This window comes from Tenacibaculum sp. Bg11-29, assembly GCF_002836595.1.
Classification (GTDB): domain Bacteria; phylum Bacteroidota; class Bacteroidia; order Flavobacteriales; family Flavobacteriaceae; genus Polaribacter.
Map to the genome: position 1 here is coordinate 2,926,050 of NZ_PJBB01000003.1, position 22,593 is coordinate 2,948,642.

Consider the following 22,593-nt stretch of genomic DNA (forward strand, 5'->3'; position numbering starts at 1 on the left):
ATTTATATCGTGAATAATTATTTTGATAGTGAGGTGTTTACAAAACTTGATTTTAATACGACTAAAATAAAAAAAGGAGAGTATGATAATTGTACGTTTACAAACTGTAATTTCGAAAATGTACATGCATCAAATATTCAGTTTATAGAATGTGAGTTCATCGATTGTAATTTTAGTAACGCAATTGTAACAAATGCAGCATTTAAAGAAGTTTTTTTTATAAACTGTAAGATGATAGGGGTGAAGTTTAATGAATGTGATCCGTTTTTATTGCAGTTTAGCTTTAAAGAATGTCAATTAAATTTTTCTTCATTTTATAAATTAAAAATGCAAAACACGAAATTTGTTAATTGTAATTTACAAGAAGTGGATTTTACTGAAACTGATGTCACAAATTCACTTTTTGATAATTGTGATTTACAAAAAGCAATATTCGAGAATACAATTTTAGAGAAGTCTGATTTTAAAACGGCTGCTGGTTTTTTAATAAACCCTGATAGCAATAGGTTAAAAAAAGCAAAATTCTCAAAAGAAAATATAATTGGATTATTACAGCAGTATAATATAATTGTTGAATGACAAAAAAAATAGAAATAAAATTAGATAAAATACCTGTACTAAATTTACTGGTAGCTTTCGGGAAGAAAATAAAAATTCCTGGACTGCAAGGTATGTCTTTATATGATGTGTTAGAAATGTATGTTATTGGTATTGTAAAAGGCGCTTTAACGACAAGAGCAGGTGGAATTGCGTTTAGTTTTTTCATGGCAATATTTCCATTTATGCTATTTATTTTATCATTGATTCCTTACATACCTATTGAGGGGTTTCAAGACAATCTCTTTTGGTTAATTCAAGAAATGTTACCGCCAAAAACTTTTGACGCTGTAGATTTAGTTTTAAAAGATATTATAAACAACCAATATGGAGGTTTATTATCTTTTGGTTTCTTAGCGTCTATTTTTTTAATGACAAATGGGGTAAATGCTATTTTCGGAGGATTTGAATATTCATATCATGTAACCGAAATGAGAAATGTATTTAGAGCTTACATTGTTTCATTAGGGGTTTCATTATTAATGTCTTTTTTCTTAATAATAACCGTTGTTGCAATTATTTTTTACCAAGTAGCTTTGGTTAGAATAGGTAATGTAGGTTGGTTAGATACAGGTGATTTAGATTTACTGTATTGGGGTAGAGGGGTGTTGTTTTTAATTATGATTTTTACCATTGTTTCACTGTTGTTTCGTTTTGGGACAACGCAAGGTAAAGAAGTAAAGTTCTTTTCTCCAGGTGCAATTTTAACAACGCTTTTATCGCTTTTTACATTTTATCTTTTCGGAATTTATGTTGTTAAATTTGCAACTTACAATGAATTATATGGTTCTATTGGTACTTTGTTAATTTTAATGTTATTCGTTTGGTTAAACGCAATTATTTTACTTTTAGGCTTCGAATTAAATGCATCTATTTATCGATTAAAACGTAGAAATAAAACGTTATAATTTGTTATTAAATTCAGATATTTGCCATCACAGCGTGTTTAAGTATTTACTGATGTAAAAATTAAAACTCATAAATAATCATTTTTATAATTCATAATTAATAATGAAGCCATCAATCCCAAAAGGAACTAGAGATTTTTCGTCAAACGAAGTAGCAAAAAGAAATTATATTTTTAATATAATAAAACATTCGTTTGAAAATTTTGGATTTCAGCCTATCGAAACACCAAGTTTCGAAAACTCTTCAACTTTAATGGGAAAGTATGGAGAAGAAGGTGATCGTTTAATTTTTAAGATTTTAAACTCTGGAGATTATTTAAAAAAGGTTGATGGAAATTTATTAGAAGAAAAAAATAGTCAAAAAATAATATCAAAAATATCTGAAAAAGCACTTCGTTACGATTTAACGGTACCATTTGCACGTTACGTAGTACAACATCAAAACGACATTACTTTTCCTTTTAAAAGATATCAAATTCAACCAGTTTGGAGAGCGGATCGTCCACAAAAAGGACGTTTTCGAGAATTTTATCAATGTGATGCAGATGTAGTAGGGAGTAAATCATTATTACAAGAAGTAGAGTTTGTACAATTATATGATACTGTTTTTAGTAAGTTAGGTTTAAACGGTACGACTATCAAAATTAATAATCGAAAAATATTATCTGGTATCGCCGAAGTAATTGGTGCAAAAGATAAATTAATTGATTTTACGGTAGCTTTAGATAAGTTAGATAAGATTGGTAAAGAAGGGGTTGTAAAAGAAATGTTAGAGAAAGGAATCTCAGAAGATGCAATTCTTAAAGTAGACCCTTTATTTAGTTTTTCAGGAACGAATCAAGATAAATTAGCTTCTTTAGAAGGTATGTTACAGTCTTCGGAAGAAGGACAAGCAGGCGTACAAGAATTACGTACTGTTGTAAGTATGGTAGAAGAAATCGGTTTAGCATCTGCAAGCCTAGAACTAGATGTTACTTTGGCTCGTGGATTAAATTATTATACAGGTGCTATTTACGAAGTATCGGCTCCAGAAGGTGTAAAAATGGGCTCTATCGGTGGTGGAGGTCGTTATGATGATTTAACAGGTATCTTTGGTTTAAAAGATGTAAGTGGTGTTGGTATTTCTTTCGGATTAGATAGAATTTACTTGGTAATGGAAGAATTAGGTTTGTTTAAAACTGTTGAACTGCCAAAACCAAAAGTATTGTTCTTAAATTTTAAAGAAGATCAGAATCTTTTAAAGATTATAGCAATTAAAAAATTAAGAGAAAATAATATTAAATCAGAATTATATCCTGATTCAGCAACAAGTAATAAGCAAGAGAAGAGACAATGGAAATATGTTAGTAATAGGGGCATAGAGTTTGTTGTAACAGATGTAGATAATAATATATATGTTTTAAAAAACATGATAAACGGAGAGCAAACTACTTGCTCTTTAGATGAATTGATAAGTAAAGTACAGTAAATTAACAACAAAAGTGTAAATTTGCGCCCAAATAATTGAAAGAAATGTTTGAAGTTAACAACAACAAAATGAATGACGAAAGGATAGAGGAGATAGGAGAGAATCACATAGGTACATCAGCAAAGTCACCAATACGTGCAGATGCTTTTGATATATCTGATGATGAAAAAATTAAAAGAATTGAAGAAAGTGTTAAAGATATTTTAATCACTTTAGGAATGGACTTAACAGATGATAGTATGCAAGGAACACCTAAGCGTGTAGCAAAATCATTTGTAAATGAAATTTTTATGGGATTAAATCCTGCAAATATGCCAAAGGCATCAACATTTGATAATAATTATAATTATGGTGAAATGTTGGTAGAAAAGAATATCGTTGTATATTCTACCTGTGAACATCATTTATTACCAATTGTAGGTCGTGCGCATGTTGCTTATATTTCTGATGGAAAAGTTATAGGACTTTCTAAAATGAATCGTATTGTGGAGTATTTTTCAAAACGACCACAAGTACAAGAGCGTTTAACAATGCAAATAGTACAAGCAATGCAAGAAGCATTAGGTACTGATGATGTTGCTTGTGTTATTGATGCAAAGCATTTATGTGTAAACTCTCGTGGAATAAAAGATATTGAAAGTTCTACGGTTACGGCAGAATTTGGCGGTAAATTTAAAGAAAAAGATACAAAACGTGAGTTTTTAGATTACTTAAAACTAAACACAAGTTTTGATTAATTTTTAAACTAATAAATAATAAAAGGAAAAGCTCTTAACTATACAGTTAAGAGCTTTTTTTTGTTAAATTTTTGTTGGTCAAATGTTTAATTGAAACGACAACATTAACTTAATTTTAGCATGCTGTAATTAACAATTATCTTACAAGAAAGTATCTTTTTGTATAAGTTTTCTTAACTTCTATAAGTTTACAAATAGTAAAAATATCATTTAATTTGGTCTTTAATATTTAACTATTGTAAAATTTAAACAAATGAATGATTTTAGGCTTTTTGTAAGCATATTAATTAGTGTTTTTATTGGGGGAACAATTTTAGCACAAAATACTTCTATTTCAGGTGTAATTACCGATGGTAGTTTTCCGTTACCAGGAGCTAGTGTAATACTAGATGGAACGACTACTGGAGTGAATACAGATTTTGATGGTAAATTTACATTAAAGAAAATAACATCAGAAAAAGTAACGCTAAAAATATCTTTTATAGGCTATGTAAATAAGTTAGTACCATTACAATTAAATAAAGGAGAAAATACAAATGTAGGAACGATTATTTTAAAAGAATCTGCACAACAATTAGAAGAAGTTGTTATTACTGCGTTAGGAATTAAAAAAGAAGAAAAATCACTAGGGTATTCGGTTTCAAACTTAAAGGCAAAGGAATTGAATGAAGCTAAGGAAACCAATTTAGTGAATGCTTTAAATGGAAAAATTGCAGGAGTACAAATTACAAACGGATCTACGGGAGTAGGGTCAACATCAAGAGTTGTAATTCGTGGAGAATCTTCTTTAACTTTAGGTGGTAATGGCCCTTTATTTGTGGTTGATGGAGTACCAATACATAATAATACCATTTTTGGAAGTGGTGAAAATACCGGAGGTAGTGAAATGCAAGAGGTCGATTATGGTAATGGTGCTTCCGAAATAGATCCAGATAGTGTAGAGAGTATTAGTGTCTTAAAAGGAGCAAACGCAGCAGCATTATATGGTTCACGTGGTTCTAACGGAGTTATATTAATAAATACCAAAACAGCAAGGCGTAATAAAGGTTTAAGTATATCTATAAATACGGGTACTACTTTAGAAGAGGCGTTAAGATTGCCTAAATATCAAAATAAATATGGGCAAGGCTGGTCAGGAGAATTTGAATACGCTGATGGTTTAAATAATAGTTTAGGAAAAAATGATCAAGAAGATGTTTCTTGGGGACCAGAAGCCAACGGTCAGTTAATTACTCAATTCGATAGTCCTGCAGAAGGAGGGTTAAGAGCAGGAGATATATTTTCTAGAGGATGGGTAAGAGATGCTAATGGTAAAGTAATATCACCAACGAGCATACCTAATGATGTAACAGCAACTCCTTTTACAGCAAGGCCAAATAATGTTGAAAATTTCTACAGAACAGGGCATACTACAACATTTAGTACCGCAATTGGTTTCGGATCAGATAAATCAGATTTTTTATTCAGCTTCGGATTGCTAGATAACGAAGGTATTATTCCCAATACTGGATTAAAAAGAAGATCATATAGAGTTAATGGAAGTATTGATGTAACAGATAAATTAAAAATTTCATTAAAATCTAATTATATAAATTCAAATAGTACTAATCGACCAAGCTCTGGATACGGTTCAGAATCGGCAATGTATATGTTTACTTGGTATGGAAGAACTGTAAATACAGAGGCTTTAAAAGAATATTGGCAAAGAGGTTATGAAGGGTTAGAGCAGTATAATTATAATTATGCATGGCATGATAATCCATATTTTATGTTGAATGAAAATACCAATGCTTTTAATAAACATAGAGTTTTAGGAAATATTAAATTAGAATATCAATTTTCTGAAAATTTAAAATTTCAAGCAAAAAGCGGTATGGATTATTATACTGATAGAAGAGAATCTAAAAGAGCATATAGTACTCAACGATTTTTAAAAGGCGCTTATAAAGATGAAAGGGCTGATTTTAAAGAAGTAAATACAGATTTTTTGTTTTCTTATGATAAAAACTTAAATGATGTTTGGGGATTGAATGCAAATTTTGGAGGTAATCAAATGAAGCAAGAAATTAATTTTTTGTCAAATATTGCCAATGGTTTGGTTATACCAGAACTTTATAATCTTCAAAACTCTGTATCTAATTTGGTAACAGAACAGTATAAGGAAGAAAAAGAAATTAATAGTTTATATGGTACTCTAGGCATTTCATATGATAATAAAGTATTTGTTGATATAACAGCAAGAAACGACTGGTCTTCTACATTGCCAGAAAAAAACAATTCATATTTCTATCCCTCAGCATCTGTTAGTTTATTAATGAATGAAATTTTTGAAATGCCAGCAGCGTTTAGTTTCTTTAAAATAAGAGGTTCTTTGGCTAAGGTAGGTAATGACACTTCTCCTTATAATTTAAAAACACCATATTCATACCAAACACCATATGCTGGTAATAAAACATTAAGTAGAAGTACCATATTGTTAAATGAAAATTTAAAACCAGAAATGAGTACTTCATTTGAGGTGGGTACAGATTTAAAAATGTTTAATGGAGCAGTAGGTGTAGATTTTACATATTACAAATCTACTTCAGAAAATCAAATCATGACAGTGCCAATTACCAATACAGTTGGTTATAGTGCACAGGTAATTAATGCAGGTAAAATTGAAAATAAAGGAATTGAAGCTTTATTAACATTAAAACCAATAAGAAACGAAAACTTTGCATGGACCTCTAGTATCAATTTTTCTAAAAATGAAGGCAAAGTATTAGCGTTAGCAGAAAACACAGATGTTTTAACAATGGGATATGCTTCTGTATATGGAGCAGAAACATCAAAAGTATTTGTACAGGCAAGAAAAGGAGAACGTTTAGGTAACATGTACGGAAGAAAGTTTGAACGTTATAACGGTAAAATAGTTTATAAAGATGGTAAGCCGTTGGTTAATGATGAGTTACAGTTATTAGGCAATTATAATCCTGATTTTTCTTTAGGTTTTAAAAATAGCTTTAAGTATAAAAACTTCGATTTTTCTTTTTTAGTAGATTGGAAACAAGGGGGAACTATTATTTCTAGAACAAAACAAATAGCAACGTATGCTGGTAATCTAGAAGGGTCAGAGAATAGAAACAACTATGAAGATATTGTACCTGATGGTGTAAAGCAAGTAGGTGATGAATATGTTGCTTTAACAGATGCTGATGCTGTAGGTTGGTGGACTTATTATAAGCCAATGTACGATAGAAGAAATCAACAAGAAACAGGAATTGTAGATGCAACGTATGTAAAGCTAAGAGAGGTTAAATTTGGATATGATGTTCCTACTAGCTTCGTACAAAAATTAGGAATGGAATCATTAAAAATATCTATTGTAGGTAGAAATTTAGGTTTATGGACACCGTCTTCAAATCCTCATTTCGATCCAGAAACGTTAGCGATGCAAGGATCTAATATTGTTCCTGGTATAGAGGATGTTTCGTATCCATCATCAAGAAGTTATGGTGTTAACTTTTTATTCAAATTTTAATTAAAAGAAACTTAGAAACTATGAAACTTACTAAAATTTTTAAAGGATTATTGATTGTTGCAATAACCACCTTTATTTCTTGCGATAATTTTGACAATATTAATATAAACCCAAACGAACCTACAGCTGCTGAAGCAACGTACTTAATAACCAATGCTATTTATACCTTAGGAAACCAAACTGCTACTAGTGGGTTTAACTATGCTAGTATATTAATGCAGTACCAAGGAAAGTATGATTTTAATACAATAGATCAATATAAAATAGATTCAAATAATTCACTCTGGGTTACTAACAATAGGCTTTTGGGTGATATGAATGATATTTTAAAAGAAGAAAAGGTAAATACATCAATGAAAGCTGTAACAAAAATTATGAAAGCCTATATAGGGGCGCAGCTTACCGATTTGTATGGGCCTGTTCCTTTTTTAGAAGCTGGTGATATCAATAATTTAACACCCAAATATAATACCCAAGAAGAAATATATACGGCTTCAAATGGTGTGTTAGATTTACTTTCTCAGGCAGTTATTACTTTATCTAACAGTAATGCAGCAATAACTGGTGATGTATTATTTAATGGTGATAATAATGCATGGATAAAGTTTGCAAATGTTTTAAGATTGCGATACTTACTTAGAGTTAGCGATAAATATGCAAATGCAGCTATAGAAATGAATCAGATAATTGCTTCGGGAAATATTTTTAATTCGAATGCTGATAATGCCATTTTACCATTTACTTCAGAACCAAATAATTGGTTTTTATCAAAAGTAAGAGAAGGTGATTTTAAAATATACAGTATTACAACAACTATTTTAGAAATGTTAAGTGATAGAGAAGACCCTAGAATTTCTTTTTACTATAAGCCCAATATGACCAATACTTACGTAGGAATTATACCTGGTTCAAATGATAGGTCTGGTAATTATACAGGATTGGGAGATGTAATGAGAGCTGATAATGTATTAGATATGGTTTTTGCTACCTATTTTGAACAAGAGTTTATTTTAGCAGAAGCAGCTATAAAAGGTCTTATTGATGTTTCAGAATCTAAAATGCATTATGAAAATGCCATAAAAGCCAATTTTGAGTATAGAAATATTAGTCTTCCAGTAAATTATTTAACAGCAGTATCAAAAGGAGCGTTTAAGGGTACGGTAGAGAATGTAATTACACAAAAATATTTAGCGAATATAATGTTAGGGCATGAGGCTTGGTTTGATTATAGAAGAACGGGTTACCCGACTTTAACGCCTGCTTTAAATAATACAAACTCAAATAAAATACCAGTACGATTTAAATATCCATCAGAAGAAACGTTTACAAATAAGATAAACAATGCAGAGGCTGTTTCTTGGTTAGGAGGTAATAATTACGATGCTAAATCGTGGTGGGATAAATAATTAATAAGATTTTTAAGATAACCTGTTGCAATTTTTGTTTCCCCTAACAATAGCAACAGGTTTATCAAATAACAAAAATTATGGTAAAAATAAGAGTATTATTAGCGCTGTTTATTATTATACTAACAGCTTGTAGTAAAAAAAATAATAAGGAATCAATACCTGAAAAAATAATAAAACCCAAAGTTGTTTTAATAACTTTAGATGGAGTTCGTTGGCAAGAATTATTTTCAGGAGCCGATTCATTGTTAGTTACAAATAGTAAATATGTAAAAGATACCGTTGCATTAGCTGCTGATTTTTGGAAAAACACTCCAAATAAAAGAAGAGAAACATTATTGCCTTTTTTTTGGAACCATATAGCAAAAAATGGTGTTGTCTACGGAAATAGAAATTATGAAAACAATGTAAACCTAACCAATAATCATTGGTTTTCGTATCCAGGATATAGTGAAATTCTTTGCGGTTTTGCTGATGATGAAAGCGTAAAAAGTAATGATAAAATTGATAACCCGAATAAAACTATTTTAGAATTAGTAAATAATTCTAATGACTATAAAAATAAAGTAGCTGCTTTTGGTAGTTGGGATGTTTTTCCTAGTATTATTAATAGAACAAGAAGTAAAATACATCTTAATGCAGGATTTGAAACTGCTCTGAGAGAAGATGCTTCCGAAGAAGAAAAACAATTAAATAGATATCAATCTCAAACACCGAGTCCATGGCACAATGTACGATTAGATGTTTTTACACATAATTATGCTATTAATTATATGAAAGAGAAACACCCTGATTTAATATATATAGCCTACGGAGAAACTGATGATTTTGCACATGATGGGGAGTATGATCAATATTTAAATGCTATAAAAAGATCGGATGCGTTTATAAAAAATCTATGGGATTTTGTACAGAAGGAAACATACTATAAAGACAATACTACTTTTATTATAACTACAGATCATGGGCGTGGTACACAACCTTTAGAAACATGGAAACATCATGGTAATAATTTACAATATCACGGAAATACATATACAATTAAGGGAGCTGATGAAGTTTGGATCGCTGCTTTTGGTAATGGCGTAAAAAAGCAAGGAGAAATGAAAATAAAAAGCCAACTATATACAAGTCAAATAGCTTCTACTATAGAAAAAACTTTGAATATTAGTGTTTTAGGGAGTAAGGCAAATAAAAAAAGCTTACCATTCATTCAGGAATGATAAACTCAAGTTGTGTTGTTTGAATTAAATGTTAGGCAAGTCTCTTTTTATTAAAGAGAGCTTGTCTTATTAAAAAAAGAATATGAATTTACGTTTCATAATACAAGCTTCTTTAGCGGCATTCGGTACTTATTTCTGTATGTATGCTTTTAGAAAACCATTTACAGTAGCTACCTTCTCTAATGAGCTTTTTTTCGGAATAGATTATAAAATTTTATTGATTATAGCACAAGTTCTAGGGTACACTTTGTCAAAGTTTATAGGTATAAAAGTTATTTCTGAAATGACATCTTCAAAAAGAATGATAGCTTTAATAGCATTTATCTTATTTGCTGAACTAGCATTGTTAGGTTTTGCATTAGTTCCAGCTCCATATAATATCTTGTTTTTATTTTTAAACGGATTACCACTTGGAATGATTTGGGGAATTATTTTTTCTTACTTAGAAGGGAGAAAAGCAACGGAGTTATTAGGTGTTATATTATCATCAAGCTTTATAGTTTCTTCAGGAGCAGTAAAATCGGTAGGTAAATTAGTCATGGATAAATTGCAATTTAATGAGTATTGGATGCCTTTTATTACAGGATTGTTTTTTATAATACCATTGGTTTTTTTTACCTACTTATTAGAAAAATTGCCAAAGCCCACAGAGGAAGATAATGCGTTGAAAATAGCTAGGAAACCATTAGATAAAGAAGGACGGAAAGAACTATTTAGACAGTTTTCAGTACCCTTAATAATAATTGTTATTTTCTTTATGATGTTAACATCCATTAGAGATTTTAGAGATAATTTTGCTCGTGAAATATGGGATACCTTAAATTATAAGGATGCTTCTATTTATAGTATTTCTGAAATTCCAATAGCGGTAATAGTATTAATAGTTTTGGGAATTATTGGTAGTATTACTAAAAACTATAAAGCTTTTATCTTTTATCATTATGTATTGTTTATTGGATGCTTATCTATTTTAATTTCTACCTATTTATTTCAATTAGAATTAATATCACCAATTGCTTGGATGATGATTTCAGGCTTGGGACTGTATAGTTGTTATGTACCTTTTAATGGAATCTTTTTTGATAGAATGATAGCAACTTTCAAAATAGAAGGAAATGTAGGTTTCTTAATATATATAGCAGATGCTTTCGGTTATTTAGGAAGCATTTTTATTTTACTATTCAAAAACTTTGCTAAAGAGGAACTTTCTTGGTTATCCTTTTTTACTACAAGCTTATACTTTTTAGCTTTCTCAGGCTTGGGAATAACACTGTATTGCTACCATTTCTTTAAGAAAAAATATAAACAACCAGTAAAAATTAACGAATTAATATATGAACAATAAATACGATCTTATTATTGTTGGAGGAGGTGTTTTAGGAACATTTCATGCGTATCACGCAGCACAAAAAGGGTTAACCGTGGCTATTTTAGAAAAAAATAGTGAACCACAAGGAGCGACTGTGAGAAATTTCGGACAAGTAGTGCCTTCTGGAATGAATCAAAAATGGCAAAATTATGGAAGAGAAAGTTTAAACATTTACAAGTCAATACAAAAAGAGTTTGATATTACGATTCGTCAGAATGGAACAGTATATCTAGCCTCAAATGACGAGGAGGTACAATTGATTGAAGAGCTACATCAAATAAACAAAGCGAATAATTATAAATCACAATTATTAACTAAAAATCAATGTTTAGAAAAGTATAGTGGTTTGAGAAATGATTATTGTAAAGCAGGTCTGTTTTTTCCAGAAGAAGTAACGGTGGAGCCAAGAGCAATGATACATAGACTACATACTTTTATGACGAAAAATTTAACTGTAGATATCTATTATAATACAACAGTTATAGATGTAGAGGAACTTACAGTAGAAACAATTGCTATTACTTCCGAAGGGAAAATATATAAAGGCAATAAGATACTTGTTTGTAATGGAAGTGATTTTAAAACACTTTATCCAAAAATTTATAATGAGAGTGATTTAATTGTCTCTAAATTACAAATGCTACAAACAAAATCACAAGGGAGCTATAAATTAGATGGTTCCATTTTAACAGGATTAACAATTCGTAGATATGAGGCTTTTGAAGAATGTGCTTCTTGGGAAAGTATAAAGATTAAGGAAGATCCAAATTGTTTTGGTAAGAAATATGGGATACATATTTTATTCAAACAAGCATTAGATGGTTCTGTGATTATAGGAGATTCTCATGAGTATGCAGATGCAAAAAATGTAGATGATTTAGGGTTTGATTTAAAAGAAGACATAGATAGTTTTATGATTGAAGAAGCGAAAAAAATCATAAACCTGCCTACATATCAAATTCAACATCGTTGGGCAGGTTTTTACAGCCAATGTAAAACAAAAGATATTTTTGAACATACCATAAGTAATAATATACATATAGTTACTGGTATAGGAGGTAAGGGAATGACAGGTAGTGCTGGTTATTCAAAAGAAAATATAAATAAAATATTTAATTATTAAATGATAAAAGATACGATAAAAATGGTTGTTTTTGACATGGCAGGAACAACGGTAGATGAACAAAATGTAGTTTATAAAACATTACATAAAGCTATTGTAGCTTACGGAATTGAGACAAGTTTAGCAACAGTTTTAGAATTCGGTGCAGGTAAAGAAAAACATCAGGCAATTAAAGATATATTAAATCATTTGAATTATGACGTAAATAATTCAAATGTGATTTTTGAAAACTTTAAAAAGATGTTGAATGTAGCTTATGAGGTTCTAGAGGTGAAACCAATAAAGGGAGTACAAAAAGTAATATTAGAGTTACGTTCGAAGAATATCATTGTTGTTTTAAATACAGGGTATAATAGAGAAATAGCAAGCTTATTGTTAGGTAAAATGAAATGGAAAGAAGGAGTGCATTATGATGCATTAATTACTGCAAGTGATGTAGAGGTTGGTAGACCTTATCCAGAAATGATAGAAAAGGCAATGAAAATGTTTCAAATTGATGATGCTTCCTCAGTTTTAAAAGCAGGAGATTCTGCAATTGATATCGAAGAAGGAAAAAATGCAAAATGTGGTGTAACAATAGGAGTTTTATCTGGTGCACAAACTAAAGAGCAGATAGCTGTTATGAAACCAGATTTTATAATTGATTCATTAGCAGATTTAAAAGTTAGTTAATTGTAAATCATTTGTATGTATAATGTTTTTTTAATGTTATGTAGTTTATCATTCTTTTAAGGATGATTTTAAAGGGTAATTTTTGTTTACTAATAGTATATTTTTGATTTGATTATTAACTAATATTAAAATATTTAAACATGAAAAAATTACCCTTCATAAAATTAGTCGTATTAACTTTTGTGGTTTTACTATCGAATTGTCAGAACAATTTAGAAGAACAAGAAGCCGTTTTAAAGTTAGGAAAAGGAAAGTTGTCTTCCAGAGGTGTGGCTAAGAAGAAAGTTTTATTATTAGGTATAGATGGTCTTCAATTTGAAAAAATGGTGAATGTATTTACACCTAACTTAGATGAATTTAATATTGTAAAAGCCTACACAGGTGGAATTAAAGGAGCTATTTCAGAACAAAAAACAAATAGTGGACCAGGTTGGACAACTATTCTAACAGGTGTTTGGGCTAATAAACACCGTGTTTTAGATAATAATAGTTCTTTTAAATCAGCTACAAAAAGTATTTTTCAAAGAATTAAAGAACATAATCCAAATCTAGAAACAACAAGTATTGTTACTTGGAAAACCATCCATGACTTTTTAAGAGAGCAATTAAATTATATAGATTATAAAATTGAAGGATATGGAGATGATAAGGCTATTATGAATGCCGTAAATGAAATTAACAACCATAATCCTGATTTTTTATTTATTGATATAGATGAACCCGATTCAGTTGGTCATGGAAATGGATTTGGAGGACTCTATAATAATGCAATTAAAAGAGCAGATGAACGATTAGGTACTTTGGTAGCGGCTGTTAAAAATAGAGCTAAGGAACGAAATGAAGATTGGTTAATTATTTTAACAACAGACCATGGAAGACAGCCAAGTGGTTATGGGCATGGAAGCCAGTCAAATTCAGAGAAAACTATTTTTATAGGAATGAATAAAATTGGGAATGAAGAATTTACTTCATATACTTCTTCGGTTCCTAATAAAGGTTTTAATGGATTGTATGGGCATGTATCACAAACTTCAATAGTACCAACTATTTTAACTCATTTAGAAATTCCTATTAAAAAAGAATGGCAATTATCATCAACATCATTAATAGGAAATGTTGGTGCTAGAAAGGTAATGATGGAAAATAACAATACTATTTATTGGGATTCAAATTCGTTAGGAAGCATAGAAGTGTATCGTAATAACGAGTATATAAATAGCGTTAACGCATCTCAAGGATATTTTTTAGATAATGATCAGCCAGATGGATTACTCAATTATACACTAGTTTTAAATGGCCAAACAGCAACTACAACTATAAATAACTTAACGATTACTGCAGGTTTAGATTGGAATGATGGTTTAAATAATAAAGCATATTTTTTTAGAGGAGATAATAAGTATGTTCGTTACAATAAAATTCTTGACAAGGCCGATAATGGCTATCCTGTGGAAATAGATAACTCTAATTGGCCAGGTTTAGAAAGTTATAAAAATTTAATTTCTGCAGCCTTTAAATGGAATAGTTCAAAATGCATTTTCTTTTTGAAAGATGGAAGGTATATTCGATATGATATGAATAGTGATAGTATAGATTCAGGATATCCTTTAGAAATAAATAATTCTAATTGGCCAGGTTTAGAGGCACATAAGAATAAAATTCGAGCAGCTTTTAAATGGAATAATAAAAAAGCATATTTCTTTTTAAATGATGGTACCTATCTTCGATATAGTATAGCTAATGATAGAGTAGATTCTGGATACCCAAAACCAATTAATAATACAACGTGGCCAGGCTTAGGAAGTGTAGCTAGTAAAATTACCGCAGCAGTTAACTGGAATTCAGTGCACTGCTATTTATTTTTAAATGATAATACGTACGTGAAATATAGCAAAACATTAGATAGAGCAGAGTTAAACTATCCAAGGCCGACGAATAATCGTACTTGGCCAGGGCTACTTAAATAATATTTATAAAACAGGGTTATTAAATATACTAAAAATAGCCCTGTTAGTTATTTTCAGAATAAAAGTAGAACACCAACATTAGGCAATCTTCTTTGCTTCTATTTTCGGGAACATGTGGTAACCTTCCATTAAAATAAAGAGAATCACCTTCCGAAACGGTTACTTCCGTGTCATCTATTAAATAAGTACATTCTCCTTTAATAACATATTTAAATTCCCAAGCATCTGTAATAACTTTTTCTCTTTTAGACCCTGGAGATACATTTAATAATACAGCTTCAAAGCCCACCGCATTTAAACTTTTTCCGAAAATTTGAAAATAAGTAAAACCTTCTGCTTCTACTTCTTTTTCTATTAATTGTAGATTCTCCTTTTTGACGTGAATAAACTTTTCATTAGTTCTTTTTTCGACACCTTCAAAAAAAGTACTAGGATCAATTTCTAAAGCACCAATGACTTCCAATAAAACAGGTAAAGATGGAATAGTTCTACCATTTTCAACTCTAGAAATCAGTCCGTTGGAAACACCTGCATTAGCGGCTACTTGGCTGATAGTTAGCTTTTGTTTTTTTCTGATGGTTTTGATTCGTTTACCAATACCAATTAAGAAATCATTCATAGTGTATTTTTAAACTAAAGTAAAATAAAAATTTCATTTTAAGAGGCCTAAATTAAAGATGTTTATATTAAAATAGCTTCTCTAATCTTAGATATATTGAATATTAACCAAAAGGAGTTTTGTCTTCTCTTTTTTGTGAAATCGAAAGTTGTATAAATAATAAAACCCCGAAATAATCGGGGTTTTATTATTTATACAGAAGTATGCGAATATTAAAAACCGCCTCCAGGAGCTTCTGGACTTTGGGCTTGTGCCTTTTGAGGGTTTAAAATCATATAAGTTCCTAAGGCGGTTAAAGTAGCATATTTACCATAACCTCCTATCTTTTTTAAGGCATCTTTTCTAGAGATCTTTTCATCTTTATGTTTAGTTTGTTTTTTCATGAGATTGTGTTTAATTACTCTATAATAATTTTCTTATTAATTTTACCTAAACTAGACGTTAATTCAATAATGTAAATACCTACAGAAGTTTTTGGTAGTTGAATTACATGAACTCCAGTTGATTTAAACTGTGTACTTATAATTTTCTTACCTAATATAGAGTACATACTTAATGATGCTTTATCTGTTTGTAACCCCGCAATAGTTAAATTATCATTACCCGATTTATAAATGCTTACATTTTGCAAATCTTGTGTAATAATTATGTTTTCTAATTTTTTAGATGTAGTATGAATGTAAAACTGCCCAATTCCTTTGGCTGCATTTTCTAGAACTATTTTATGACTTTGTTCTGATAGGTTAATAAATGTATTCGTTAACCTATCTTCTAAGTAAACATTAATTCCTTCAGGGAAATTTTTAGAATTAATAGAAAATGTTAATTCTTTACCAGCTTCAGTTGTTAAACCAACAGGAACTACCATTGTTTCAATATTACTATTTGGTAAAGATTGAATCTCTAGTTTATTTCCTGTATTATTTGATAATAATTCTGTAAATAATTCAAATTCATTAGTAGTTCCTCCAAACAATTTAGAATCATAACCATTGTCAAAACCAGTAGTTTTATTATCAATATAAAACACTTTAGTCGATTTTTTATGAGTCCCGTTTTCTACAAATAGCTCTAAAGATTGTTTAGGAATTTCTCTTTTAAATGTATTAGTATTTTGGTGTGTTTGATTAGAAGCAGCAAAAGAAATAGTACTCGTATTAGGGCTTACGTTTGCTTCTATAAAGAAACCTTGTGCAGGTGCAATTTGAATAGGGTTTAAAGTATTATGAGCTACATATTGAGTACCATTCCATAACCAAACTGTTTCTTCTGAAAGTTCAAGTGTATTCGTTGATGCTAATATTGATGAACTAAGATATGCTGCAAAAGGATTACCAAGTAAATTAAAATCGTTTCTAGCGCCGTTATTGATATTAATATTTACATTAGAAGTGTTTAATGTTCCCGTAAATGAAATATCACCAGTGTTAGCTAATTTTAAAGAATAGCCTTTAGCATTTTGAATAGCTCCAGTTGAGGTTGCTGATTGATAATCCCAAGCACTTGTAAGACTATTATTATTAAAAGGAGCAATACCTATGTTGGTGCTTGTTCCCGAGGCTAAAGTATGATTTGGATTTGTAATGAAATCTTCAATAGTTTGACCAGCAAGAGGTGAAGAAATTAAATACCAATTAGTACTTGGTATATTTCTTCTGTATGTTACTGAACCTGTAACTGTACTTTGTGGAATAAAAGAAGCACCAGAGTTAATCGTTAAAGTATTAAAATTTACAGCCGTATTTGCTGTTGGGTAATTAGTTAAACCATTAGGAATAGTAATAATACTTGTAGCTGTTGGTACTGTATTGCTACTCCAATTACTTGATGTATTCCAATCATTATCAGTATTCCCTGTCCAAGTTATATAAGTAGCGTCAATGGTAGAATTTAAACTTAAGTTGTCAATCCAAATTCTTGTTCCATATCCCGAAATATTTTTGAATTTTACTAAAACATTAGGGTTACCATCAAAAGTGTTTAAATCGATAGTTTCTTTTCTCCAGTGTTCTGGCAATGTAGGAATCCAGTCATTAGGTTCTGTTATATCTGGAGTTGAAACATCATCCAAAACTTCAAAAGTTTGTAATTCATTTTGATCTTTGTTGTATGCTTCAGTCCATGTTGCACCACAATTTGTCGAAATTAGAATGATTAAGTTATCAGGGCTAATAACACCAGGTGTATGTGTATTGTTGTACTTAGTGTATGCTATATCAAATTCCATTTTTTTATCTCCAATAACTGAAAAGTCAAAAGGTTTTAATATTAATTCATCTACTTTACCAGTAGGACTATCTGCATTGTTAATAACTAAACATGAAGAATCTCCGTTACCAGCATCACTTCTTTTTTCCCAAAGAATAGCATCATCATCTGGGTTAATAATTTCCCAGTCTGAAATAGGAAATGCTCCTTCAAAGCTTTCAGTATATGGTAAAGAGTTAGTTCCTTTTACGGTAATGTATGATGTTTTAATAGTAGTTGTTCCTGTACCAAAAGTATTACTAGCTGTTAATTCAACTTTGTAAACACCAGATTGGCTATAAGTAATTAAAGGGTTTTGTTCTGTAGAAGTAGCAGGTGTTCCCCCTTCAAGTATCCAGGTCCATGCGGTAGGTATTCCTGTAGATAAATCGGTAAACTGAACATTACTTTCTTGACAAACTCCTTTGTCTTCTTTTTCAAAATCAGAAGAAGGTGTTTCTTGACTGTCAGTTGTAATACTTACATTGTCAATCCAAATACGAGTTCCGTATCCCGATTCATTTACAAATTTTACTAATACATTCGATTCTCCTTGATAGTCATTAAGAATAATTCTTTCTTTTCTCCAATGTTCAGGTAGCGAAGGAACCCAGTCGTTGGCTTCATTATTTGGTGTTTCTGGATTATCTAAAACTTCTGTCGTTTCTAGTTCGGTATGAGTTTTTTCATACAATGTAACCCAAGTAACACCACAATCTTTAGATATTAAAACTTTTAGTTTATCAGGGCTATCATTATCGAATTTAGTATAAGCTACATCAAAATAAAAGTCAGTAGCACCTACTGATAAATCTAATGAAGGCAATAAAATTTCGTCTAATTCGCCTATGGTAGAGTTGTCAGCGTTATTCATTATCATGCATAAATTATCGCCATTTCCTGCGTTTCCTTGTTCAAATTGTAATCCACTATCAAAATTTCGAATTTGCCAATCAGTAGGAGGGAAGGTGCCAGAAAAATCTTCAGTAAATGATTGTGATTTGGGTGTTTTTAAAACAACAAAAGCTGTTTGAGTAACAGAATTACTACCATATATGTTTGTTGTTGTAAGCGTAACATCATAAGAACCTGCACCATTATAATCAACTATAGGGTTTTGAAGGTTAGAAGTTGCTGGTACTCCTCCAGGAAATTCCCAAGCCCATGAAGTTGGAGTAGCATTTGATGTGTCAAAAAATGCGACCTGTTCACTGCTACATAATGAGTTTCTTGTTTTGGTATAGAAGCCAGTTTCTGGAGCAATATCATTTTTTAAAGAAATAGCAACGTTATCTAACCAAATTCTAGTTCCGTATCCAGATATATTTTTAAATCTAAATGTTAAATTAGAGTAACCGTCATAAGCACTTAAATCTACAATTTCTTTTCTCCAATGTGATTCTTCATTAGGAATCCAATCATTTGGAGATAATGCAGATATGGTAGTTTCTAGTTCGGTATGAGTTTTTGAATACACTTCATTCCAATTTGTTCCACAATCTGTAGATACTTCTACTTTTAAAATATCAGGACTATTAGCGTCAAATTTAACATAAGCTACATCAAAATACATTTGCGCCTTTGTTGCTCCAGTAAAATCATAAAAAGGTAATCTTAAATAATCTTCTTCTCCTGTAACTGCATTATCTGCATTATTCATTATAATACAATAAGAATCACCATTACCAACATCGGTACGTTTTTCCCACGCTAATTTTCCGTCAGGATTTGTAATAGTCCATCCTTTAGCAGGAAAAATACTAGAGAAGTCTTCAGTTGTATCAGTTGTTGTGTATTGGTTAACATCAATATAATTTACAGCTTCGGTAGTGTTTGTTCCAGAGGTATTTGTTACTTGTAAGGTCACTTTGTATTTACCTACAGTATTATAAGTAACTGTAGGGTTTATGGCTGTAGACGTTGATGGTGTTCCGCCTTCAAAAGTCCAAAATCTAGAACTAGGTAAACCTGTAGATACATCATTGAAAATAACATTCTTATTAATACATACAGCAGTTTCATTACTAGTAAATATAGCTGTTGGAACTCTTGGTGTTATACCTGTTGCAATAAGGTTGTTAGATTGCCAAAGTAAACTTCTTGGGTGTGGAGCTGTATTTGTATCTTCTAACCACATATTCATCATTGCAACTTGATCAACAGTAAACATGTTTTGACATGAAGTATTATAATCCATGTGGTTTTCTAAATTAGGATATACTCCTGGCACATTTAATACATCTCTAGTACAACCTTCAGAGCCTAAAGTAGGAGGTGTATCATCAATACCATCATTTTCTTCAGTCCACGTTCCTTCCGTTTTATTACTGTCATTAAAAGTATGTTTTAAACCAAAATAGTGTCCAAATTCATGAGTCATAACTTTTTCAAAACCAATATTACTTTCAGAAGGATTATCAGGACAAGCAGAAGCTCTACCTACGTATCTCCAATTAAATACTACTCTAGGAAATGCATCTTGAACAGGTAAAAAAGCATGTCCAGATTGATATTCACCTTCATCCATTCCGTTAGAGTGTGATACAATAAATACTTGTAAATAGTATTTACCATTTTTACCCCACCACCATTGATCTCCTGTGATTTTGTTATCATAACCATCTTGAACAAGATTGCTATCTGCTAACCAATTCATTCCTGGGTATTCTAATAAATTACCATCAGGATCTTCTTTCGCTAAGATAAATTCAATATTATCCATCTTGCTTTTTACGGCATCAAATCTAGAATCAGTTGTATTAAAACCAGGGAATTCTCCACGAAAATCTTTATTAACAACTTCCATGACATCATTAATTCGACATTCCATATTTTTTCGAGTAACAGACCCTCCGTTATTTAATACATGAAAAACAACAGGTATTTTATATGATCCTTGTACTCTTTTTCTGCTTTTTAGTTGTTTATTCTTTAAAATTGCTTTTTTGTAAGCTTTTTGTTCTTTTAGTGATAATTTCACACCACATCCAATTTCTTTTTTCTGAGCAAAAGTTCCACTCACAGAAATGGTAAAGAATGCGACTAATAAAAAGTTTTTAATCATGATTACATTTTGGTTTTTGTTATATTTATTTTTAACGTATTAAACTTTTAAATTAAATCTAATATGCTTTTTTTATCATTTAATTCATTTCAGTTATGAGTGATATTGTTCTGATAAAAAGGTAGTTAATGCATAATGATACAAAAATACCTGTGATATGAATGCTTTGAGTAATTGTTAAGGATATATAGTATTAGTAATAGATAATATTTAGTTTAGATTAACAAAATTTCCATGATTTATTAATCAATTTAGGTAAAACTGATGATGGTATATTTTTATTAATACATTGTGTAATATGACTATATGTAGTGAGTAGTTTAGTTTTATTATTGATAAGTGAAATAAATAGTTTAAATATTACGAAATACTTAATTCGTGTTTGTGATTCAATTAGTATTTATTTTAATGAAAATGAGTTTTATATTTAAAGTTTAATAAATATTATAAAAGATAATATACAGGAGGTTTTTAAATAAATTAAAAGGATTTGGGATTGTAACTTAAGAAGAAGAATTAAAGAGATAACGTTTTGTAAAATTTTAAGGATTAATAGACGAGGTTATTGAGAGTGAAAAAGTTTAATTCAAATTGTAAGAAGAAAAAAAAGGGTTCAACGCTGTTAACGTATAAGTATTACTAAAGTAAACTTTAAAATAGAGTCTATGATATTATTGATAATCTATATTATAAGTATGCTGCTTTAATAGCTGTTCTTCTAAAAATTTAAAAAAGATAAATAGGCATATTAGAAAATAAATAGAAATAAAATTATTTTATAGGTAGAATTTAAAATATAGGCAGTATATTTGCAACTCAATAAACGTTGTTTGCACTTAAGTAAGCAACATATAATTTTTTATTATGCATAAAGGTACCGTAAAATTCTTCAACGAATCAAAAGGATTTGGATTTATTACAGAAGAAGGATCAAACAAAGAACATTTTGTACATGTTTCAGGATTAATTGACGAAGTTCGTGAGAATGACGAAGTTGAATTTGAATTACAAGAAGGAAAAAAAGGATTAAACGCTGTTGACGTAAGAGTATTATAATATATATTATTTATTACCAGAGTAAACTTTTTAAAAAAAGGCTATCAATTAATTGATAGCCTTTTTTGTTTTTAAATAAACGAATCTATTTCTGTAAGACACTTAAGTTTTACAGAAAATATGTTTTTTATAAAAAAGTAATATTTGTAAGTGAAAATTAAAATATTGGCATTATATTTGCAATTCAATAAACGTTGTAAGCACTTAAGCTAAACAACATATAATTTTTTATTATGCATAAAGGTACCGTAAAATTCTTCAACGAATCAAAAGGATTTGGATTTATCACAGAAGAAGGATCAAACAAAGAACATTTTGTACATGTTTCAGGATTAATCGACGAAGTTCGTGAGAATGACGAAGTTGAATTCGAATTACAAGAAGGAAAAAAAGGATTAAACGCTGTTGACGTAAGAGTATTATAATATATATTATTTATTACCAGAGTAAACTTTTTAAAAAAAGCCTATCAATATTGATAGGCTTTTTTGTTTTTTAAATAAACTTATCGTTTTCTGTAAGATACCTAAGTTTTACATTAGGTATGTTTTTTTAGAAAGAAATAATATTTGTAAGTGAAAATCAAAAAGTTGGCATTATCTTTGCAATTCAAT

At 30.0% G+C, this 22,593-nt stretch carries 16 protein-coding genes; 13 read left to right on the forward strand and 3 right to left on the reverse strand.

Going from position 1 to position 22,593, the window contains the following annotated elements; all coding sequences use genetic code 11:
- The first annotated feature begins 9 nt into the window (after positions 1 to 9).
- The 11 genes from CXF68_RS13395 (at position 10) to CXF68_RS13445 (ending at position 14,993) form a co-directional block, all read left to right on the forward strand.
- Positions 10 to 579, forward strand: a complete 570-nt coding sequence (locus CXF68_RS13395; RefSeq protein ID WP_198553820.1) for a pentapeptide repeat-containing protein — start codon at positions 10 to 12, stop codon at positions 577 to 579.
- A complete protein-coding gene (locus CXF68_RS13400; RefSeq protein WP_101045465.1) occupies positions 576 to 1,505 on the forward strand; it encodes a YihY/virulence factor BrkB family protein in 930 nt (309 codons plus the stop codon). Before CXF68_RS13395 ends, CXF68_RS13400 begins: the two co-directional genes overlap by 4 nt.
- Positions 1,506 to 1,608: 103 nt before the next feature.
- The gene (gene hisS, locus CXF68_RS13405) at positions 1,609 to 2,973 is read left to right on the forward strand and encodes a histidine--tRNA ligase (RefSeq protein WP_101045467.1); all 1,365 of its coding nucleotides are present in this window, start codon (positions 1,609 to 1,611) and stop codon (positions 2,971 to 2,973) included.
- Positions 2,974 to 3,041: 68 nt separating this feature from the next.
- Positions 3,042 to 3,710 (forward strand): GTP cyclohydrolase I FolE, encoded by a 669-nt coding sequence (gene folE / locus CXF68_RS13410; protein WP_369800510.1) that lies wholly within the window; start codon positions 3,042 to 3,044, stop codon positions 3,708 to 3,710.
- 253 nt (positions 3,711 to 3,963) lie between these two features.
- A complete protein-coding gene (locus tag CXF68_RS13415) occupies positions 3,964 to 7,233 on the forward strand; it encodes a SusC/RagA family TonB-linked outer membrane protein (RefSeq protein ID WP_101045469.1) in 3,270 nt (1,089 codons plus the stop codon).
- Positions 7,234 to 7,253: 20 nt separating this feature from the next.
- Complete coding sequence (locus CXF68_RS13420) at positions 7,254 to 8,639, forward strand: SusD/RagB family nutrient-binding outer membrane lipoprotein (RefSeq protein ID WP_101045471.1); 1,386 nt, start codon at positions 7,254 to 7,256, stop codon at positions 8,637 to 8,639.
- Between the two features lie 80 nt (positions 8,640 to 8,719).
- The gene (locus CXF68_RS13425; RefSeq protein ID WP_101045473.1) at positions 8,720 to 9,862 is read left to right on the forward strand and encodes an alkaline phosphatase family protein; all 1,143 of its coding nucleotides are present in this window, start codon (positions 8,720 to 8,722) and stop codon (positions 9,860 to 9,862) included.
- A gap of 82 nt (positions 9,863 to 9,944) precedes the next feature.
- Positions 9,945 to 11,207, forward strand: coding sequence for a DUF5690 family protein (locus CXF68_RS13430; RefSeq protein ID WP_198553821.1), 1,263 nt, complete (start codon positions 9,945 to 9,947; stop codon positions 11,205 to 11,207).
- Positions 11,197 to 12,354, forward strand: a complete 1,158-nt coding sequence (locus CXF68_RS13435) for a TIGR03364 family FAD-dependent oxidoreductase (protein ID WP_101045475.1) — start codon at positions 11,197 to 11,199, stop codon at positions 12,352 to 12,354. Before CXF68_RS13430 ends, CXF68_RS13435 begins: the two co-directional genes overlap by 11 nt.
- On the forward strand, positions 12,355 to 13,026 hold the full coding sequence (locus CXF68_RS13440; RefSeq protein WP_198553822.1) for a phosphonatase-like hydrolase: 672 nt from the start codon (positions 12,355 to 12,357) through the stop codon (positions 13,024 to 13,026).
- 140 nt (positions 13,027 to 13,166) lie between these two features.
- Positions 13,167 to 14,993 carry a hemopexin repeat-containing protein gene (locus CXF68_RS13445; protein ID WP_101045477.1) on the forward strand — a complete coding sequence of 609 codons (1,827 nt, stop codon included), beginning with the start codon at positions 13,167 to 13,169 and terminating at the stop codon, positions 14,991 to 14,993.
- Positions 14,994 to 15,036: 43 nt separating this feature from the next.
- On the opposite strand, the gene CXF68_RS13450 is transcribed toward CXF68_RS13445, so the two are convergent.
- From CXF68_RS13450 to CXF68_RS13455, 3 genes are all read right to left on the reverse strand, one after another.
- Positions 15,037 to 15,612: an XRE family transcriptional regulator gene (locus tag CXF68_RS13450; RefSeq protein ID WP_101045479.1), complete on the reverse strand. Its 576-nt coding sequence runs from the start codon at positions 15,610 to 15,612 to the stop codon at positions 15,037 to 15,039.
- Between the two features lie 212 nt (positions 15,613 to 15,824).
- Positions 15,825 to 15,995 (reverse strand): hypothetical protein, encoded by a 171-nt coding sequence (locus CXF68_RS20875; protein WP_198553823.1) that lies wholly within the window; start codon positions 15,993 to 15,995, stop codon positions 15,825 to 15,827.
- 14 nt (positions 15,996 to 16,009) lie between these two features.
- Positions 16,010 to 20,923: a PKD domain-containing protein gene (locus CXF68_RS13455; protein WP_101045481.1), complete on the reverse strand. Its 4,914-nt coding sequence runs from the start codon at positions 20,921 to 20,923 to the stop codon at positions 16,010 to 16,012.
- 864 nt (positions 20,924 to 21,787) lie between these two features.
- Here CXF68_RS13455 and CXF68_RS13460 point away from each other — a divergent pair.
- Together CXF68_RS13460 and CXF68_RS13465 are read left to right on the forward strand one after the other, a co-directional pair.
- Positions 21,788 to 21,979 carry a cold-shock protein gene (locus CXF68_RS13460; protein ID WP_064968137.1) on the forward strand — a complete coding sequence of 64 codons (192 nt, stop codon included), beginning with the start codon at positions 21,788 to 21,790 and terminating at the stop codon, positions 21,977 to 21,979.
- Between the two features lie 233 nt (positions 21,980 to 22,212).
- Positions 22,213 to 22,404 (forward strand): cold-shock protein, encoded by a 192-nt coding sequence (locus CXF68_RS13465; RefSeq protein WP_064968137.1) that lies wholly within the window; start codon positions 22,213 to 22,215, stop codon positions 22,402 to 22,404.
- Positions 22,405 to 22,593: the final 189 nt, after the last annotated feature.

Bases quoted from the DNA above. Each gene is read 5' to 3' on its own strand.
- CXF68_RS13400 (WP_101045465.1), top strand. From the start codon at position 576: ATGACAAAAAAAATAGAAATAAAATTAGATAAAATACCTGTACTAAAT.
- hisS (WP_101045467.1), top strand. From the start codon at position 1,609: ATGAAGCCATCAATCCCAAAAGGAACTAGAGATTTTTCGTCAAACGAA.
- folE (WP_369800510.1), top strand. From the start codon at position 3,042: ATGAATGACGAAAGGATAGAGGAGATAGGAGAGAATCACATAGGTACA.
- CXF68_RS13415 (WP_101045469.1), top strand. From the start codon at position 3,964: ATGAATGATTTTAGGCTTTTTGTAAGCATATTAATTAGTGTTTTTATT.
- CXF68_RS13420 (WP_101045471.1), top strand. From the start codon at position 7,254: ATGAAACTTACTAAAATTTTTAAAGGATTATTGATTGTTGCAATAACC.
- CXF68_RS13425 (WP_101045473.1), top strand. From the start codon at position 8,720: ATGGTAAAAATAAGAGTATTATTAGCGCTGTTTATTATTATACTAACA.
- CXF68_RS13430 (WP_198553821.1), top strand. From the start codon at position 9,945: ATGAATTTACGTTTCATAATACAAGCTTCTTTAGCGGCATTCGGTACT.
- CXF68_RS13435 (WP_101045475.1), top strand. From the start codon at position 11,197: ATGAACAATAAATACGATCTTATTATTGTTGGAGGAGGTGTTTTAGGA.
- CXF68_RS13440 (WP_198553822.1), top strand. From the start codon at position 12,355: ATGATAAAAGATACGATAAAAATGGTTGTTTTTGACATGGCAGGAACA.
- CXF68_RS13445 (WP_101045477.1), top strand. From the start codon at position 13,167: ATGAAAAAATTACCCTTCATAAAATTAGTCGTATTAACTTTTGTGGTT.
- CXF68_RS13450 (WP_101045479.1), bottom strand. From the start codon at position 15,612: ATGAATGATTTCTTAATTGGTATTGGTAAACGAATCAAAACCATCAGA.
- CXF68_RS20875 (WP_198553823.1), bottom strand. From the start codon at position 15,995: ATGAAAAAACAAACTAAACATAAAGATGAAAAGATCTCTAGAAAAGAT.
- CXF68_RS13455 (WP_101045481.1), bottom strand. From the start codon at position 20,923: ATGATTAAAAACTTTTTATTAGTCGCATTCTTTACCATTTCTGTGAGT.
- CXF68_RS13460 (WP_064968137.1), top strand. From the start codon at position 21,788: ATGCATAAAGGTACCGTAAAATTCTTCAACGAATCAAAAGGATTTGGA.
- CXF68_RS13465 (WP_064968137.1), top strand. From the start codon at position 22,213: ATGCATAAAGGTACCGTAAAATTCTTCAACGAATCAAAAGGATTTGGA.